This window comes from Nostoc sp. DSM 114161 (genome assembly GCF_052692665.1).
On sequence record NZ_CP195141.1, the window covers coordinates 3,192,870 to 3,210,313 of the forward strand.

A 17,444-nucleotide genomic window follows, 5' to 3' on the forward strand; every position below is an offset into this window, starting at 1 on the left:
GCTTAGCCTGTGCTAAAATCAGCGTACCGGCACGACGCAGGTGATAGGATAAAGCCATGTTTGAGCGCTTCACAGAAAAAGCCATTAAGGTAATCATGCTGGCCCAAGAAGAGGCCCGCCGTTTAGGCCACAATTTTGTCGGTACCGAGCAGATCCTCCTGGGTCTGATCGGTGAAGGCACCGGTGTGGCCGCGAAGGTGCTGAAATCAATGGGCGTCAATCTCAAAGATGCTCGGATTGAAGTTGAAAAAATTATAGGCCGGGGATCGGGCTTTGTGGCCGTGGAAATTCCGTTTACGCCACGGGCAAAGCGAGTTCTAGAACTCTCCTTGGAAGAAGCACGCCAACTGGGGCATAACTACATTGGCACCGAGCATCTGCTGTTGGGCCTAATCCGCGAAGGGGAAGGTGTAGCAGCCAGGGTGCTAGAAAACCTCGGTGTGGATCTATCCAAGGTAAGAACCCAAGTCATCCGTATGTTGGGAGAAACTGCTGAAGTTTCACCAGGTGGTTCATCCGGTCGCACAAAAACCCCGACTCTGGATGAATTTGGCTCTAACCTGACCCAAATGGCCACAGACAACAAGCTCGATCCTGTAGTAGGACGCGCCAAAGAAATTGAGCGGGTGATTCAGATATTGGGTCGCCGGACAAAAAATAACCCAGTGCTGATTGGGGAACCAGGTGTTGGTAAAACAGCCATCGCTGAAGGTCTAGCTTCACGCATTGCCAACAAAGATGTCCCTGACATTCTGGAAGATAAACGCGTAGTCACACTGGATATCGGTTTGCTAGTAGCAGGTACCAAGTACCGGGGTGAATTTGAAGAACGCTTGAAAAAAATCATGGATGAAATCCGCTCTGCGGGTAACGTCATCCTGGTAATTGATGAAGTTCACACCCTAATTGGTGCAGGTGCAGCGGAAGGTGCCATCGACGCAGCCAATATCCTCAAGCCAGCTTTGGCCAGAGGTGAGTTGCAGTGCATCGGTGCGACAACCCTAGATGAATATCGCAAACACATCGAACGGGATGCAGCCCTAGAGCGCCGTTTCCAACCAGTGATGGTGGGCGAACCCAGTGTAGATGAAACAATTGAAATTTTGTATGGTCTACGCGATCGCTACGAGCAACACCACAAGCTGAAAATCTCCGACGAAGCATTGGTGGCCGCAGCGAAATTGTCAGACCGTTATATTAGCGATCGCTACCTCCCAGATAAAGCCATCGACTTAGTGGATGAAGCTGGTTCTAGAGTGCGGTTGATTAATTCCCAACTTCCACCCGCAGCGAAGGAGTTAGACAAAGAACTGCGTCAGATCTTAAAAGAAAAAGATGATGCAGTCCGTTCTCAGGACTTCGATAAAGCCGGGGAATTGCGCGATCGGGAGATGGAAATCAAAGCCGAAATCCGGGCGATCGCTCAAAGCAAGACCAATGCAACTGGCTCTGAAAGTGAAGAACCCGTAGTTACAGAAGAAGACATTGCCCATATTGTCGCTTCCTGGACTGGGGTACCGGTGAACAAACTCACCGAATCTGAATCTGAAAAGCTGCTGCACATGGAAGACACCTTGCACCAACGTTTAATTGGTCAAGACGAAGCTGTGAAGGCAGTTTCACGTGCTATTCGTCGCGCTCGTGTCGGTTTGAAGAATCCCAATCGACCCATTGCTAGTTTTGTCTTCTCCGGGCCTACTGGCGTAGGTAAAACCGAGTTAGCGAAATCCTTAGCTGCTTACTTCTTCGGTTCCGAAGAAGCCATGATCCGCTTAGATATGTCCGAATACATGGAGCGTCACACCGTCAGCAAACTGATCGGTTCGCCTCCAGGTTATGTAGGTTATAACGAAGGTGGTCAACTAACCGAAGCCGTGCGGCGGCGTCCTTACACTGTGGTGCTATTCGACGAAATCGAAAAAGCGCACCCCGATGTATTCAACATGCTGCTGCAAATTTTGGAAGACGGTCGGTTAACTGACGCCAAAGGCCGCACGGTGGACTTCAAGAACACCTTGCTGATTTTAACTTCCAATATTGGTTCTAAGGTAATTGAAAAAGGCGGCAGTGGTATTGGCTTTGAATTTGCCGAAGATGTTACCGAGTCAGCTTACAACCGGATTCGCTCTTTGGTGAACGAAGAATTGAAACAATACTTCCGTCCAGAGTTCCTCAACCGACTCGATGAAATTATCGTCTTCCGTCAGTTGAGCAAGCCAGAGGTGACACAAATCGCCGAAATTATGCTCAAGGAAGTATTCGGTCGTCTAACAGAAAAAGGTATCACCTTAGAAGTCAGCGATCGCTTCAAGGATCGTTTAATCCAAGAAGGTTACAGCCCCAGCTACGGCGCAAGACCATTACGCCGAGCAATTATGCGCTTGTTAGAAGATAGCCTAGCAGAGGAAATTCTCTCTGGTCGCATCAAGGATGGCGATGTAGCCTTAGTTGATGTTGATGAGAACGGTACTGTTCAGGTGAGCGCTCAAGAGCGTCGGGAATTGTTACCCCAAGGCGTTGAGTAAGATTTAAGATTTGGGATTTTAATCTCAAATTTCAAGTTAAAAAACGGTAGAGTATTGATTACTCTACCGTTTTTTTGTGTGAAAATCTTGAGAGCTAATGTTGTATAGCTATTTTCAATTGAATGAAATACACCCCTTTTTGCTTCTTTCATTATTTTTATTGATATGGGTATCGAATTGAGTTACAGGCGCGTTACTCCTGAAGAATTTGAAAGATTACATCAAGATACTGCCTATGCCAGCATTTATTTCGGCGATTATATAGAAACAGATGAAGAGATTTATGTATATTTTGAAGCATTAAAAGCTAGCGATCGCTATCTAGACCTCGACAAATATTGGCAGTCACTTCACTTTTTATTCACGGAAGAATTTCCATACGAACGCAAAACTAAGACTGAAAACTGGCTTCATAAAGTGTTTATGGGAGGAACCCCAACACAGTGGGAATCAACTTATGGAATGGTACGTTATTTCACAGCAAGTGAAGTTCAAGAAATAACTAAAGTCTTAAACCATATCTCTACCGACCACTTACAAAACAGTCTGAATAAATTATTTGAATCTCAGGAAATCAGAGCCTATATGGAGCCACATTATCTCCATTTATATACTCAGTTAGTTAAGTTGTTTAGTAGAGCCGCACAAGAAGGTGAGATAATACTATTATCATTTAACTAACTAAACAAGGCAAAAGTAAAAATTTTTGCTCTCAGAAAACCTGAGCTTTAGACTGATATCTCAACTTATTTATGGGAATTATCTTTTTACTTTTTAATTATTCTTCTCAAGCTGTAATGCTAAAACTATGAAAATTTTTACTGCAATTGTTGAGCGAGATTCTGATACAAAGCTCTATGTTGGCTATGTTCCCGGATTTCCGGGGGCACACTCGCAAGCAGAATCCTTGGATGAATTACAAGAAAATCTGCGTGAAGTAATTGAGATGCTTCTAGAGGACGAAGATTTAGCATTCGAGACAGAGTTTGTTGGTACACAACAAATTGCGATCCAATAAATTATGAGCAAGATACCCATTTTGAAACCGCAGGAGGTTGTTCGGATACTAGAAAGCCTTGGGTTTGTGGAGGTGCGTCATACCAATTCTTTATGAAGCTGCGCTAAATAAGGCTTCAAGAATAAAGTCGTAAGAAGTGAGAGAGGCAATCATCGAAGGTGTAATTTCTTTGAGGACATCAGTTAACTTGTGCTGTAGTTGTGTGAGAGTTTTACAATTTTCCCATTGGAGTTGAGATTTGAGAAATTCCCAAAACCGCTCAATTGGGTTGAGTTCAGGAGAGTGAGGAGGTTGAAAAATCGGGATAATGTTATCTGGGATATCGAGAGCTTTAGCTTTGTGGAAAGATCCTTGGTCGAACTGGATAACCGCAATATCATCACCAAGATCAGCAGATAGCAACTTCAAAAAGTGTTGAAAACAATCAGCATTCAGGTAGGGGAACTCATAGAAAAAGCTGTATCCACTTAGAGGTTCTACAACTCCGTATAAATAAAAATTTTCACGTTGCCATTGACTTAAGCCCACAGGTTTAACTCCTCTAGCTGTAATCAAACGTCCTGCAATTGTCTTTAATCCTAAACGTGTTTCATCCTGACCGGAGGCGGAGCGTCTCCGGCTCCGCACAAGTACCTCAATCGTTTCCCCGCTCCAAATTCCTCCTGCAAGAATTTGAATGCTAAAGGCAGTTTTTTTTAAAGTGAGATAGACTTTGTGGGTGTTGTTTGGTACTTTGAGGACGAGGCACTTTTAACTTCGCACCCAAACGCTGGCGAACAATTTCATAGACTGTTTTGTAGGCAAGTGAAACCCCTAATTCGCTCTTGAGCCATTGTTGAATTTGGCCATAGCTAGTAAACCCAGATGGCTCCTGTAACCGCTGTTCCAAGCGTTCTAAGTCTGAACCAATAATGCTCGGAGCTTTTCCGGGTGCATGTTTGACTTCAAGCAAGCCCCTTGTTCCTTGATCTTTATACTTCCTTACCCAACGAGTTATGGTTGCTACCAGAGCGTCCTAAACGTTCTGCAAGCGATCGCCTGCTGCTAACTTGACCACTCTTGAGCCAATAGAGCATTTGTAATCTTTCTTTACTGCTTGCCGTGGTGGCATGTTTGACAGCTTTCTCCAATTCTTCTTGGCTTTCTGAAATCTCAATTTGGAATGGACGACTCATCACAAAGTTACTCAATGCACCCATCTATAAGTTTGACCTAGTTTGGCGCATCTTCATACAGAATTGGTATCAGAAAGGTTCACATAAACAGTTTCGCCACGAAGATGGTCGAGGAACAACCGTACCTTTTCACAAGGGACGTGATATTTCACCTAGATTGCTACGGCAAATTGCAAGTGACATTGGTTTAACCGTTGAAAAAATGTTGGAGTAGCAGTAAAAATAATACGGAGACATAAAATCAATGGAGACAACCAATACCACCTCATCCCCTGCACAAGACTGTTAGCTGCGGAATTAGCCTGAGTTACTAGAGAGTGCTGCACAGCACTATCAAATTCGATAAAAGTTTTAATCTGAGAACGCTCAGTAATTGTAGAAATAAAATCAAGACAATCAGTCAAAAACTCAAGATGCTGTACTCTCAGCAGCAACATACCCTAGTGACTATGTAGGCTGAATTATTTTTGAATTAAGCAGCGATCGCTAAGACTAACTGATAGTAATATCATTTGTGCATTTATTATATGTCGGGGTAAGTAGGTGAGTCAGTTATCTGATAACGAGATTTATCAGGAAGTCGGTAAAATAGTCGCAAAATTTAATCTTTATAAATGTGACGAATGCGCTACTGCTGTAAAGCAATGGTTAAAAGAAAATGGTATTGAGGGAAAAATTATTTTTCTGAGAACGAAAAAGCGTAAAGAATATTATATTCTGAGTAAGCGCTTAGAGCGTTGCGGGATAAATGAGTCAATTACACTTAATGGTAAACACAACGGCGTAGAAGTTCGCGGGCGAGTATTTGATAATCTCTCAACAGATGGATTGACGAAAGAAGATTGGATTAATGATTTTATCTGTCCAAGCGAACAATTTATCGTTCAAGAATTGCCACAGTTATAAAATACTTTTATAGCTTTAAATGGGGGTTTTATATGGGCGGACTATATGAAGTTTTGCAAAAAATTAAGTCTAAGCCGGGGATGTATATTGGTAGGGCTTCTGTGAGTGATTTATTTCATTTTCTTGTTGGATATGAATTTGCTAGAGGAGAGTTGGATATTGAACCCACAGCATGGGAAGATGATTTCCATGAAAATTTTCAGCCTTGGGTACAGAAAAAATATCATGTGTCAACTTCTAACTCTTGGGCAAAAATTATCATGCTCCACTGTGGGAATGAACAAGAGGGTTTTAATACTTTTTATCAGTTGTTAGATGAGTTTCAAAGTCGAGACAAAAGTTTAGAACATCAACAGAAGGTAACTGCTAGTTATGAAGTCAGTAAGAAAAGTTGATGTCTTCGTAACACACCTTAATTTACTAGTGGTGCGTTAGCCTACGGCATAACACACCCTACTAGATACTTTTTTGCTTCCCTTTTTTTTGATTACGATTTGGGCTTATATGTCGAAGCAACGTGCAATTCTTTGAGTTGCTTGGCATCTACGCCAGAAGGTGCATCTGTTAACAAACAACGGGCTTGTTGCGTCTTCGGAAAAGCAATCACATCGCGAATGGATTCTTCTCCAGCTAGCAACATTACTAAACGGTCTAAACCGTAGGCGATGCCACCATGAGGCGGTGTACCATATTCAAATGCTTCCAACAAAAAGCCGAATTTATTTTGCGCTTCTTCAGGAGACAAACCGATCGCATCAAATACTTGTTGTTGAATTTCTCGCTGATAAATCCGCAGACTGCCGCCGCCAACTTCCACGCCGTTAAGTACTAAGTCGTAAGCTTGGGCGCGTGCTGTTTTTAAGTCACTCAAATCATCAGGGTGGGGTGCTGTAAACGGGTGGTGCAGTGCTTCGAGGCGTTTTTCGTCAGCGTTCCACTCAAACATGGGGAAATCTGTAATCCACAGCAAGTTAATTTTTTCTGGATCGATTAATCCAAATTCCCTAGCAATAACTTGCCGCAATCTATCTAAAGTTTTGTTAACGGTAGCAGCATCGCCAGCCCCGAATAACAACAAATGTCCAGCTTTGGCACCTGTGCGTCGGAGAATTTCCTGTTTTTGTTCTTCGCTGAGGTTGTCTTTAATTGCGCCAATGGTGTCAATTTCGCCATCGTCTCTTACCCGGATATAAGCTAAACCTTTAGCACCGGCTTCGCTGGCTTCTTTGAATATATCGCCACCTGGTTTAATGCGGACATTAGAAATTACATCGTTGCCGTTGGGAATGGGTAGGATTTTAACGACACCACCATTAATTACAGTGTCTCGAAAGACTTTAAAACCAGAGTCTTTGACGATATCTGAGACGTTAACTAATTCCAAACCATAACGGGTATCTGGTTTATCGCTACCGTAGCGTTCCATTCCTTCGGCGTAGGTGAGACGAGGAAAAGGCCGCTGTAATTCAATGCCCTTAACCGTTTTGAAGATATGGCAAACTAACTTTTCGTTGAGTTCAATAATTTCTTCTTGGGACATGAAGCTCATTTCCATGTCCAACTGGGTGAACTCTGGTTGTCTGTCGGCGCGTAAGTCTTCATCACGGAAGCAACGGGCAATTTGATAGTATCTATCCAAACCGGATACCATCAGCAATTGTTTAAATAGCTGTGGTGATTGTGGTAGAGCAAACCATTCACCAGGGTTGACGCGACTGGGTAAGATATAATCCCTAGCGCCTTCGGGAGTAGAACGGGTAAGTATGGGTGTTTCGGCTTCGATGAAACCTTCCAAATCTTCGAGGTAACGGCGCATGGCTTTGACAATTTGATGACGCAACTGCAAATTTTTTGCCATACGTTCGCGTCGCAAATCTAAATAGCGATATTTCAGCCGCAAGTCTTCCCGTACCGTTTCGCTGTCGGCTATGGAAACTTGGAAGGGTAATTGTTTGCGGACAGCGTTGAGTAGTTGAATTTTATCTGCGTAAATTTCTACTTCACCTGTGGGTAGACGGGGATTTAGAGATTCTTGGGGGCGTTGCGTTACCCTACCAACGATTTGGACAACATATTCATTTCGCAGGGCGTTTGCCTGTTCGTAAGAATCGGGGGTGCGTTGCGGATCGCTGACGATTTGAACAATGCCAGAGCGATCGCGTAAATCTAAAAATATCACGCCCCCATGATCGCGGCGACGGTCTACCCATCCGTAAAAGGTAACAGTTTCTCCAATATGTTCTTTTCGGACTTCGCCGCAATAGTGAGTTCGCATAATTGTTAGTTCTTGTTTCCAGGGCTAGATTGGCAAATAAATGTCAAAGCTTCCCCATTATCTAGCATCAATAGTAATTGTAGTAGTTCCAGTTCCACAAAAAACGGAATAATCTAACTCCTCTATATATCTAGGTAACTCATGACCGAAGAGGATGCGGCTGGCGAATGAAAGTCAGATCCCTCGTTATCCACAAAATGGTTGGTAGAGACGTTGCAATGCAACGTCTCTACATCGGCTAACATTTAAATTTGGCGTTTCAAAACTACAGTGTCAAAGAGTGAGCATTTGTCTCAATCAATTTTGCCAAATCTTGCAAGAATGCCGCAGCATGGGCACCGTAAATAATCCGGTGGTCAGAAGTAATATTTACTTGCATTTGTTGGCGCACGGCAAATAAACCGTCGGGTGTTGCTACCACTTGCGGACGGGATGCACCGATCGCTAAAATCGAACCTTGTCCTGGTGGTAAAATGGCATCAAATTTATCTACGCCAAACATCCCTAAGTTGGACAGAGTAAAAGTACCGCTGTTATATTCTTGGGGTTGTAGTTGTTTTGTTCTGGCACGTTCTACTAAAGACTTCCAAGTACGCGATAGAGAATAAATATCCACTGCGTCTGCATTTTGCAGCACGGGTGTAATTAATCCGCCATCATCCATTGCCACAGCTACAGAAATGTTGATATCAGAATGATAAACAATTCCTTGGTCTGAGTAGCTAGCATTCAAAAGTGGATGTTTTTGTAATGTTACCGCTACAGCTTTTGCCAGTAGCGCCGTCATTGTTACGCCTTTGGATTTAATTTGTTTATAAAGTTTGTCTAACTCATCAGTGGTAATGGTGTAACCAACACGGAATACAGGCACAGATAGACTAGCTACCATGTTCCGTACTACCGCATTTTGGAAGGTAGTTAGAGGCACGATTGAACCAGGAACAGCTGCCACGGCTGGTGTGGGTGCGGCTGGTGGTGTCGGTAGTGCAGAGGGCGCTACTGGGGTAATTGGTGTTGGTGGGGCAGCAATTGGAGCGGGGGCGGGTTGCTTACCTTTATTAGCAATTGCTTCCACATCTTCGGCAACAATGCGACCGTAGGGGCCACTGCCTTGGAGTGCAGTCAAATCAACTTTGAGTTCTTTGGCTAACTTACGGGCGCGGGGTGAAGCTACAAGTCTTCCTTCGCGATGGTTAGAGCCGTTTTGAGACGCCAAAGTAGGAATTCCAACCGAAGCAGCCACAGGAACTGGTTCGGGAGAAGGACTAGCAGCAGCACCGCCAGAATTGGCAAGAGATTTCGCAGTTTCGATTTCAGCTTCGGTTTCGGCAATGAAGGCGATCGCAGATCCTACTGAGGCAGTTTCACCAGCTTGCACTATGATATGGGCAAGAAACCCTTCATAAAAGGTTTCTACATCCATATCTGCCTTATCTGACTCTACAACCACCACTGTTTCGCCTTTTTCCACTTTGTCCCCTGGCGATTTCACCCAGGAGACTATTTTGCCTTCGGTCATGGTGGAACTCAACGCCGGCATAAATACTTCGTGAATGCTCATAGGGTGGTTTGGGAATCAATGGTTAATGGACTTTAACAGCTTTTGTCAGATCGAATTGTATCTTGATAAAAGAATTTTAGATTGGAGATTTTATATTTTGGGCATTGGGCAAGCAGGAGGTGTGGGAGGTGTGGGAAGTGTGGGAGGATAGTGAAGAAATCTTTCCCCCCTCTCTCCCCACACTCCCCACACTCCCCCATCCCCCCTCTCTCCCCACACTCCCCACACTCCCCCATCCCCCCTCTCTCCCCACACTCCCCTGCCCCTCTGCTCCCTGCCCCTGTGCCCCATACCCAATGCCCAAATTCAGGAACTTAAATCTGATTTAAAGGTCTATACTACAGAATTATTGTTAAAGGATAGTTAATATCTTGTTTTGGTTGATGGCTTTCAAAAACCTTCAAGAGTGTCTCACAAATCAAATGAGATTGCTACAGATAAATACATTTATATTCCTCATACCACTGCTTGAGATCGAGGAGCTTCTTCAAGGTAGAGGATATGGGATATAGTTCAATCTAGAATTCAAAATTGGTAATCAACCTGTTTGAAATTCCTGTTTACTTTTATGTCGGCAAAGTTAAGATTGTTTTTGATTGTGGTATTCACCGTCTTTGCCACTGCTGGCGCTGGAATTTTGATGACTGGACGCCAGGAATCTCCAGTGATTGTTGATAATATCGATCGCCAACCACAGCAGGTAAGAGCGATTCATCAGTCTCAGGAGGTTGTAGCATACCCAGGGCGTTCCAGCTATAAAACTATACCTCTAGAAAGTATTAACTCATCTCTCCAAGGAAGCGACCCTGCTACACTCGCTTTGAATGCTTTTGAGGACATACCCTTAGTGGGAGGAACGCGAAAGGTAGAGGTGGCTTATCCAGAACGAAATCAAGCCTTGGTGACCATTACACAAACCAAGCCCGGTAATAATTCTGTTGATACAGTTAAATATCGAGTGGAGATGACGACCTTTGGGCGATCGCTTTTTATTAGTTCGCCCCCAGTGTGGCAAATTGTTTGGGCTGGCTCCCAGGTGGAATGTTGGTCTGGAAGCCGCCCCCACACGAAGTTAAATCAGATTTGTCATTAGTCATTGGTCATTGGTCATTTGCAAAGGACAAAAGACAAAGGACAAAGGACAAATGACAAATGACAACAGACAAATTTAAATGTCGCCGCGAATTTCTTCGACAACGCCATCGCGCAGAACAATTTCGACTTGCATTTTGCTAATCAAGTTATCTCCAGTTTCTACTTTGAAAAAGCCTTCCATTTGAAATTGGTTGACTTCTTGATCCTGTTGGAGAAACTGCACTTGCTGGAGGTTTTGCAGCAACTGATTTTTCTGCTCTAGGAATTCACTTTTCTTTTGATTGACTTGGAGTTGAATATTGTCAATTTGTTGGAGGGTCTGGGGGCCTGGTGGTTGCAGACTCTGTTTTTGAATTGCACTAATCGCTCTTTGTCCTTCAACATCTAGCTGTTGCAGCTGCTGGTCAAGTTGATTAATCTGCGCTTGCAGCTGCTGTTGTACTTCCTCTTTCCAGAGGGGAGTAACAATCACTTTAACGTTGACGACGCGTTTCAACAGCAAATGAGATTTGGAGACATCCATAAATATTTCACGTTCACTCTTATATAGTTGGCGGGTGGAATCATCAGGCAAACATGCCGTCAATAATATCGCGATACCGTTCCACAACGATGTGTCGTCGAATTTTCAATGTTTGTGTCATCAAGCCGTTTTCGATGGAAAATGGTTCCAAAATGAATTTGAACGGCCCGATGCGGTCATCTGGTCGATACCCTGGACGATTCTGCACTTCGCGATTTAATTCTTGGCGAAATAAATCCTGGATCATTTTACTCTCCAAGTCTATTTTTTGACTTGATGAGGAAATTTCGCGATCGCTTGGTATATCCAGTGTCAAATTCTGAGTTGCTGCCCATTTTTCTAAGGCTTCGAGATTGGGGACAATTAAGGCTCCCAAGCTGCGTTGGTCTTGGCCCAGAAGCATGATTTGATCGATGTATGGCGATCGCAAACACGCATCTTCGATGGGTTGCGGCTCGATGTTTTCGCCGTTAGTCAAGACAATGGTATCCTTCGCTCTACCAGTTAGCACTAGGTCGTTTTGTGGTGTTAACCAACCCAAATCGCCGCTATCAAACCAACCTTCAGAGTCAATTGCTTTGGCTGTGGCTTCGGGATTTTGGTAATAGCCTTGCATAATCTGGGGCCCCCTTAACAATACCAAGCCTCGTGTTTCTGGTGGCAAAGGCGCTTTTGTCTCAGGATCTACGATTTTAGCTTCTGTTGCCGGGAGTGGTAGCCCCGATGCGCCAATCAAATTTCGCCAAGGACGACGCACGTGGGTAACCGGAGAAGTTTCTGTCAAGCCATAACCTTGCAAAATCTGGACGCCAATAATTTCAAAGAAGTTATCGATGTGTCTGGGAAGCGCACCGCCGCCGCTAATCATCTGCTTGACTTCTCCGCCTGTGGCTTCCCGCACTTTGGCATAAACTAGTTTTTCTCCCAACTTATGCAGGGGTAATAAAGCTGATGCTTGTATGCTAGCTGCAAATCGTTCCACGCCTGAGGCATGAAGATTATTTAAATCCAATCCCTCGGCAACTCGCCGCGCTTTAATATATTTCTCGCTGATGCCTAATAAAAATTTAATCAGGCGTTGCTTGTTGGCTGGTTGTTCGCGGAACTGTTTTTGCACTCCTTCATAAATCGATTCCCACAAACGGGGCACACCCACCATATAGTTGGGCTTAAATTGCCGCAAATCTGCTTTGACCGAGCGCAAGTTAGTATAAACTTGCGTGCAACCTTGAGATAATAGGTAATATTCAACAGTTCGTTCGTAACTGTGCCATGAAGGCAAAATACTGAGAACCATATCGCCTGGATTTGGTTGCAATACTGTGCCAAATGTTGTGACTTGGTGCATCAAATTGCTATAGGAGAGCATCACACCTTTGGGTTTGCCGGTGGTGCCAGAGGTGTAAATTAAGGTTGCTAGGGCATCACGATTTTGGTTGACTGGGACAAAATTATGTTTTGCTCCAATTTCATTTAATTGGGCAAAATTTAAGACTTTTAAGGGCGTTTCCGTGGGTGGTGCTTCATCTGAAAGTAAGATGACGAATTGAATCGGCAGATCGTTGAGGCGTTCTTGCAGTTTTTTAAGTGTCTTCAAATCTTCAATTACCACTGCTGTACTGCCACTGTTGGCGATGATGAACAGCAGTTCTTCTTTTTCAGCTTGGGAGCTACGCACCGCATCAACTCCTCCAGCAGTCATGATACCTTGGTCGGCAATAAACCACCGAGGACTGTTGTCAGCAATTAAGGAAATGCGATCGCCTAGTTTTACTCCCAACGCTTGCAACCCAGCAGCAAATAGTTGTATTTTTTCTGCTAACTGAGTATAGGTAATCGTTATTGCTGGTTTAGCGTGGGGGTTTTGCAGGGCAACGATATCACCAAATTCCCCAGCTGCCAAAGGCCAAATTTCTGGTAGCGATTGCACATTTGTATAATCTACCAGCTTCTTTAATGCTTGGCGTTCTTGCTCGCTGATATCAGATAAAAAAGAAGACGCTGTTTGAGTTTTTGACATAACACCTTAACTAAACATTTTCAAACGATCGCTTTTGGAGCTTGTTTTGTTATTAGGCTACAATAACCGTCCTCATTATCCACATTCTCTTTTGTGTACGATCGTTCCAGGAATTCCACCTTTATATTTACAAAAATTTATGTTAATATTGATTTACATAGACTGCAAGCTATGGATCGCGTTTGCAGTTAAAAACAGCGATCTCTACGACGGGCTACGCCTACGCCTACTTTTCGCAGGGGATGATTACCTATGAATTCGATAGACGCAACACTGTTAACGCTGATAAACATTGCTGCCTGTATAGCATTACCTAAACTGATAGCTATCTTTACGGCTAATAAAAGTAAACTTAGTGAATTATCGGCAAATAGTTCAGAATTACAAACAGCCAAAGTTCAACTTACAAGTTTTCCCTATTGTACAGTTTACCCATTGACGGGTAGCCAATACTGCAAATTTAGTCCTGATTTTTGCGATCGTTGTTCGCCGAATTAATAGACTATTTGCAAGTAAAAGTTTTTCAGTGCTTTTGACGAGCAGCTATTCTAATTAACTGTTGAACGCATATTCATTCTAATTTCGTAGAATCTCTTTGAGATGGGGATTCTTATTTCCATGAGCTACGCAGCTGGAGTGGCATCGCTGTGATACCCAGCAATGACCTACAACAGACTTGAGAAGTCAAGGGTTGGAGGCGCTGACTACAGAAAATTTAATTAATTTTACATTATTTAATTTAGTTTAATTGATTCTTGCATACTTACTTAAATCTAAGTAATTTTATATAGGATTCATATTTGATTGTTGAATACACGTAGTAGCGTATCAAGGCTGAAATAGTGCATAAAATTTAGCTCTTGTGGGGTGGGCATCCTGCCCGCCCGGACGAGTGAGGACGTCCATGTCACAATAAAAGTTATTGTGATATTTAATGCTTGTTATGGCAGTATATATATTGATATGTTTCAAAAATCAAATCGGACTCTTATAGCTAAGCCAGTATAATTACTAATTGAAGCCAAACTACATATATAACTAATATAACAATTAACATAACGATTGTTAAATCTATTACACGTCAAATAGCTTGTATGCCCAAGCAGCAAGAATTTAGCTGTTTATTTAGAAAGTTCACAGACTACTAGTACTGTCTCTGTGCTCGGTGTGGTTCGTTCCTTAGCCCTCAAATTTGGGTTGTGAGACTACTTAGTAGTCTATAAATCAACAAATGATGGGTACGGAGAGTATTGGCACAGGCTTAATCAGATGAGGAGTGGTGAGTAAACCCATAACCAAAGGCAAAATTGAAATCGGGACGCTTTGTGTTTTGTTGTTAGCAATCTCGACAAATTATTAGTTGAAAATAACAGGTTTCACTATGAATCGGAAACAAATTGCAGAATTTTTTCTCGAAGATGGCACAAAGTTTTTAGCTGAAGTTGATGAGTCAGAAAATAGCAATGCTCTAACACGTGTCGCCAGACCAGACACAGGGCAAATGGTAGTCGAAGCTAAAAAGAAATTTGATGAGGTATTAGATCAAATACAACCTGTAGCTTCACTTATTATCACCAAATTGAGCCAGTTGAATACACCAGCCGATGAGGTAGAGGTGAAGTTTGGGATTAAGTTAAATGCTGGTGTGGGTGCAATTTTCACTTCTGTAGGTGGTGAAGCTAACTACGAAATTACCTTGAAATGGAAGCAGGACAAGGGATAGTAATGTATGGTAGCGAGTACAGATAATTATATTCAAACTTTTAGATCGGCGATCGCCAGAATTTTTCATGCGAATGGTGCGGTAGTTGGTGTAGGTTTTTTAGCTTCTGGTCGCACTCGTAATTATATTCTGACATGCGCTCACGTTGTAACCTCAGCTCTATCTTTACCAGAGGATATAGTTGAAGCTCCTAGTAATAATATTTATTTAGATTTCCCTTTAATTGCATCAGGGCAACAACTAAAAGCGAAAGTTGTTTTTTGGCAACCTGTTATTAGTAATGTATCAATTTCTAAGCTTGAAGATATTGCTGGGTTGGAAATAGAAGGCCCCTTGCCTAAAGAAGCTCAACCAATCAAGCTAATCTCAGCTAGGAATATTTGGGAGCATCCTTTCCGGATATTTGGTTTTCCTCACGGACACAATGATGGCGTTTGGGCCACAGGAGTGTTGCGAGACAGCCAAGGCAAGGGATGGGTGCAACTCGAAGACAGTAAGGTAACTGGCTACAGGATAGAACCAGGCTTTAGTGGTGCGCCTATATGGGATGAAACCCTTGTGGGAGTGGTTGGGATGGCTGTGGCGGCGGAGAAACTGCGAGAAGATACCAAGACTGCTTTTATGATTCCTGTGGATGTATTGAGTCAAGTATGGGATGAAATAGCTTTGTCGGTTTCGCCAAATGCTCATAACCAGACTATTAAAAGCAGAGTGCAACAACTCAAAATCAAAACTTTGCAACAACGCTTTGACGTTCTAAGTAGTGATTATGAAGCAGCTTACAATCAACTCAACTATACACTTAGTGCTAGCGATCGCAATATCATCCAACGCCAAATTAACAGCATACTACAAGAACTTGAGCGAGTAGAAAGCGAACTTAATATTATCAGCAATTAATTTAACTTTTAAATACAATGAACAATTCTTCAGAATTACGCAAAAACTATTTAGAACAGTTAATAGCTCATTTAAAAACTGATATTGAAACGATCGGCAGGCAAATATCGCGTACCCTCGATGATGTAGATAAGAACAAATTACAAAGGCAAATTGATGATAAATTCGATGAGATGGCAAAAGCTGAATCAGAATTAAACGAGCTAAATCGAGAATCTCTAGAGCGCGAACCCGATAAAATTCCATTCACTAATCGTGATGATGCAATTAGTGAGATTACAGCGATTAATTCTCCTCCTTATCGTTTGGTAACTGCTCCTAAAGGCTATGGGAAAACAGAATTTCTCAAACAGATTATGGGGCGGTTTCAAGAATTGCAATGGTGTTGTGCTTATGCTTCTATGTTTAGTGATGAAAGTAGCGAAGACTTAGAAAAACGATTAGCAAGCTCTCTGCAACTTTCCCTACCAGAAGGATATGAATTAAGTTTGGGAGAGGGTTTAGGCTTACTATTACATAGAAGTTGGGCTAAATGGCAATCCCAGGGGAAAAAAGGTATTGTACTGCTCATCGATTTGGATGGAAATGCCCCACCAAAGCAACGTTTAAACGAAATTTTTAACGATCTTAAGGAGTTTACATGGAGAATTGAAAGATGTTTGAAAGAATTACAGTTCTTTAAAGATAATTCCCGGAGGCTTCGAGTTGTGATTGCAGCTCGGTGTCTGATTGATATCCCTTTAGATCGTACTTTTCCAAAACTAATCCTTTCTCCTTTTAACTGGGAAGTGATTCAGGATACAGCAACAAAATATCTCAAGCCAATCGAGATGACTTCCGAAAGTGTTGCTCTCCTTGCAGGACACTTACTGTATTTAACTGGCGGACACCCAGGGGGAATTGCTGAAGCACTAAAAGTTTATCGCAGTGGTGGTTATACAGTCAGTTGGTTTTTAAACAGTTATGGAAACCAACTATGGGAAAAAAACCTCAAAAAGTGTAGAGATCAAATTAAAGAAACCTTGACAACAGAAAATAATCATCTCTACGAATCAATTGAAAAATTAAGTATATTTCCCATACTCAATGGTACTTGGGTATTAAAGGAAGCGGTTCGGAGATTTCAGTTACCTTTCAGCGATGATAGTTTTAAATTAAATGCTGAACTGACAAAGACATCTATTTTTACTCGCGATAAAACTATCATCAAAAATGGCATGACGCGGCGGCTACTAGTTATTGGTCTTCTGAGAGAAACTTCGCCTGATAACTTTCAAAAACTTTGTAGTGAAGCGGCTCAAATTTGCTGGGAATATATTCACGAATTGAAATCAAAAAATAATTCTGCTGTTGCGGGTACTTGGTCTATGCAGTATTTTTTTCAAAGCCTCCAACAACACGCTGGATTTATTAATTTTGGTGCTAATAGTTTAGCTTATAGACAAAAACTCCGCAAAGATTTTTTTGATAAAACCGTTGAAGAAACTCTGGGAATATTTCGCAATACAGACCGAGAGCAAGTACATGAATTTCTTTATACGCTGAAATCTGAAGTAGAAAATGACTGGGAATTTCAGTTTCTTGTCAATTACTATCTACACAATGATGAATATAATGATACACCCTATAGAGATTTAATTCAAAAGCTTGATGAAGCGATTCAAAATAATTAACTGGGGAGTAGAGAGTAGAGAGATATTGCATGACTTTTTGCAACAATTAA

The 17,444-nt window shown here is 42.4% G+C and carries 20 protein-coding genes; 12 read left to right on the forward strand and 8 right to left on the reverse strand.

The genetic code is table 11. The features are described from left to right. Nucleotides 1-56: 56 nt before the first annotated feature. The 3 genes from NSTC745_RS14075 (at nucleotide 57) to NSTC745_RS14085 (ending at nucleotide 3,543) form a co-directional block, all read left to right on the forward strand. The gene (locus tag NSTC745_RS14075) at nucleotides 57-2,525 is read left to right on the forward strand and encodes an ATP-dependent Clp protease ATP-binding subunit (protein WP_445637688.1); all 2,469 of its coding nucleotides are present in this window, start codon (nucleotides 57-59) and stop codon (nucleotides 2,523-2,525) included. A 177-nt stretch (nucleotides 2,526-2,702) separates the two neighbouring features. After that, nucleotides 2,703-3,206, forward strand: coding sequence for a DUF1877 family protein (locus NSTC745_RS14080; protein ID WP_445637689.1), 504 nt, complete (start codon nucleotides 2,703-2,705; stop codon nucleotides 3,204-3,206). Nucleotides 3,207-3,333: 127 nt separating this feature from the next. After that, nucleotides 3,334-3,543 (forward strand): type II toxin-antitoxin system HicB family antitoxin, encoded by a 210-nt coding sequence (locus NSTC745_RS14085; protein WP_099072443.1) that lies wholly within the window; start codon nucleotides 3,334-3,336, stop codon nucleotides 3,541-3,543. 90 nt (nucleotides 3,544-3,633) lie between these two features. Here the strand turns inward: NSTC745_RS14085 and NSTC745_RS14090 are convergent, their stop codons facing one another. The 3 genes from NSTC745_RS14090 to NSTC745_RS14100 are packed head-to-tail and all read right to left on the reverse strand — an operon-like array spanning nucleotide 3,634 to nucleotide 4,718. After that, nucleotides 3,634-4,170: an IS630 family transposase gene (locus tag NSTC745_RS14090; protein ID WP_445632652.1), complete on the reverse strand. Its 537-nt coding sequence runs from the start codon at nucleotides 4,168-4,170 to the stop codon at nucleotides 3,634-3,636. Nucleotides 4,171-4,222: 52 nt separating this feature from the next. After that, a complete protein-coding gene (locus NSTC745_RS14095; protein WP_445632651.1) occupies nucleotides 4,223-4,495 on the reverse strand; it encodes a winged helix-turn-helix domain-containing protein in 273 nt (90 codons plus the stop codon). A 19-nt stretch (nucleotides 4,496-4,514) separates the two neighbouring features. Then, complete coding sequence (locus NSTC745_RS14100; RefSeq protein ID WP_445632650.1) at nucleotides 4,515-4,718, reverse strand: hypothetical protein; 204 nt, start codon at nucleotides 4,716-4,718, stop codon at nucleotides 4,515-4,517. Here NSTC745_RS14100 and NSTC745_RS14105 point away from each other — a divergent pair. Continuing rightward, nucleotides 4,648-4,932, forward strand: a complete 285-nt coding sequence (locus NSTC745_RS14105; protein WP_445637690.1) for a type II toxin-antitoxin system HicA family toxin — start codon at nucleotides 4,648-4,650, stop codon at nucleotides 4,930-4,932. The two genes, NSTC745_RS14100 and NSTC745_RS14105, sit on opposite strands and share 71 nt — an antisense overlap. Here NSTC745_RS14105 and NSTC745_RS14110 read toward each other — a convergent pair. Beyond that, the gene (locus NSTC745_RS14110; protein WP_445638786.1) at nucleotides 4,871-5,155 is read right to left on the reverse strand and encodes a hypothetical protein; all 285 of its coding nucleotides are present in this window, start codon (nucleotides 5,153-5,155) and stop codon (nucleotides 4,871-4,873) included. The two genes, NSTC745_RS14105 and NSTC745_RS14110, sit on opposite strands and share 62 nt — an antisense overlap. Before the next feature lie 106 nt (nucleotides 5,156-5,261). Between NSTC745_RS14110 and NSTC745_RS14115 the strand changes: the two genes are divergently transcribed. Both NSTC745_RS14115 and NSTC745_RS14120 read left to right on the forward strand, forming a co-directional pair. After that, nucleotides 5,262-5,624 (forward strand): papain fold toxin domain-containing protein, encoded by a 363-nt coding sequence (locus tag NSTC745_RS14115; RefSeq protein WP_445637691.1) that lies wholly within the window; start codon nucleotides 5,262-5,264, stop codon nucleotides 5,622-5,624. 32 nt (nucleotides 5,625-5,656) lie between these two features. Continuing rightward, entirely contained in the window at nucleotides 5,657-6,019 is a 363-nt protein-coding gene (locus NSTC745_RS14120; RefSeq protein ID WP_445637692.1) for a hypothetical protein, read from the forward strand. A gap of 92 nt (nucleotides 6,020-6,111) precedes the next feature. Here the strand turns inward: NSTC745_RS14120 and aspS are convergent, their stop codons facing one another. Together aspS and NSTC745_RS14130 are read right to left on the reverse strand one after the other, a co-directional pair. After that, nucleotides 6,112-7,899, reverse strand: a complete 1,788-nt coding sequence (aspS, locus tag NSTC745_RS14125; RefSeq protein WP_445637693.1) for an aspartate--tRNA ligase — start codon at nucleotides 7,897-7,899, stop codon at nucleotides 6,112-6,114. Between the two features lie 265 nt (nucleotides 7,900-8,164). After that, entirely contained in the window at nucleotides 8,165-9,460 is a 1,296-nt protein-coding gene (locus NSTC745_RS14130) for a dihydrolipoamide acetyltransferase family protein (RefSeq protein WP_445637694.1), read from the reverse strand. A 25-nt stretch (nucleotides 9,461-9,485) separates the two neighbouring features. Between NSTC745_RS14130 and NSTC745_RS14135 the strand changes: the two genes are divergently transcribed. Beyond that, entirely contained in the window at nucleotides 9,486-9,611 is a 126-nt protein-coding gene (locus tag NSTC745_RS14135) for a hypothetical protein (RefSeq protein WP_445637695.1), read from the forward strand. Between the two features lie 417 nt (nucleotides 9,612-10,028). Next, nucleotides 10,029-10,553 carry a hypothetical protein gene (locus NSTC745_RS14140; RefSeq protein ID WP_445637696.1) on the forward strand — a complete coding sequence of 175 codons (525 nt, stop codon included), beginning with the start codon at nucleotides 10,029-10,031 and terminating at the stop codon, nucleotides 10,551-10,553. 75 nt (nucleotides 10,554-10,628) lie between these two features. Here NSTC745_RS14140 and NSTC745_RS14145 read toward each other — a convergent pair whose 3' ends face one another. Then, nucleotides 10,629-11,078 carry a YlqD family protein gene (locus NSTC745_RS14145; RefSeq protein ID WP_096541063.1) on the reverse strand — a complete coding sequence of 150 codons (450 nt, stop codon included), beginning with the start codon at nucleotides 11,076-11,078 and terminating at the stop codon, nucleotides 10,629-10,631. A gap of 43 nt (nucleotides 11,079-11,121) precedes the next feature. Continuing rightward, nucleotides 11,122-13,098, reverse strand: a complete 1,977-nt coding sequence (locus tag NSTC745_RS14150) for an AMP-dependent synthetase/ligase (RefSeq protein ID WP_445637697.1) — start codon at nucleotides 13,096-13,098, stop codon at nucleotides 11,122-11,124. Between the two features lie 252 nt (nucleotides 13,099-13,350). Between NSTC745_RS14150 and NSTC745_RS14155 the strand changes: the two genes are divergently transcribed. From NSTC745_RS14155 to NSTC745_RS14170, 4 genes are all read left to right on the forward strand, one after another. Then, the gene (locus NSTC745_RS14155) at nucleotides 13,351-13,596 is read left to right on the forward strand and encodes a hypothetical protein (protein WP_445637698.1); all 246 of its coding nucleotides are present in this window, start codon (nucleotides 13,351-13,353) and stop codon (nucleotides 13,594-13,596) included. An 883-nt stretch (nucleotides 13,597-14,479) separates the two neighbouring features. Further along, the gene (locus tag NSTC745_RS14160; protein WP_445637699.1) at nucleotides 14,480-14,821 is read left to right on the forward strand and encodes a CU044_2847 family protein; all 342 of its coding nucleotides are present in this window, start codon (nucleotides 14,480-14,482) and stop codon (nucleotides 14,819-14,821) included. 6 nt (nucleotides 14,822-14,827) lie between these two features. Then, nucleotides 14,828-15,721: a trypsin-like peptidase domain-containing protein gene (locus NSTC745_RS14165; protein ID WP_445637700.1), complete on the forward strand. Its 894-nt coding sequence runs from the start codon at nucleotides 14,828-14,830 to the stop codon at nucleotides 15,719-15,721. Nucleotides 15,722-15,738: 17 nt separating this feature from the next. Beyond that, entirely contained in the window at nucleotides 15,739-17,394 is a 1,656-nt protein-coding gene (locus NSTC745_RS14170) for a hypothetical protein (RefSeq protein ID WP_445637701.1), read from the forward strand. Nucleotides 17,395-17,444 lie beyond the last annotated feature (50 nt).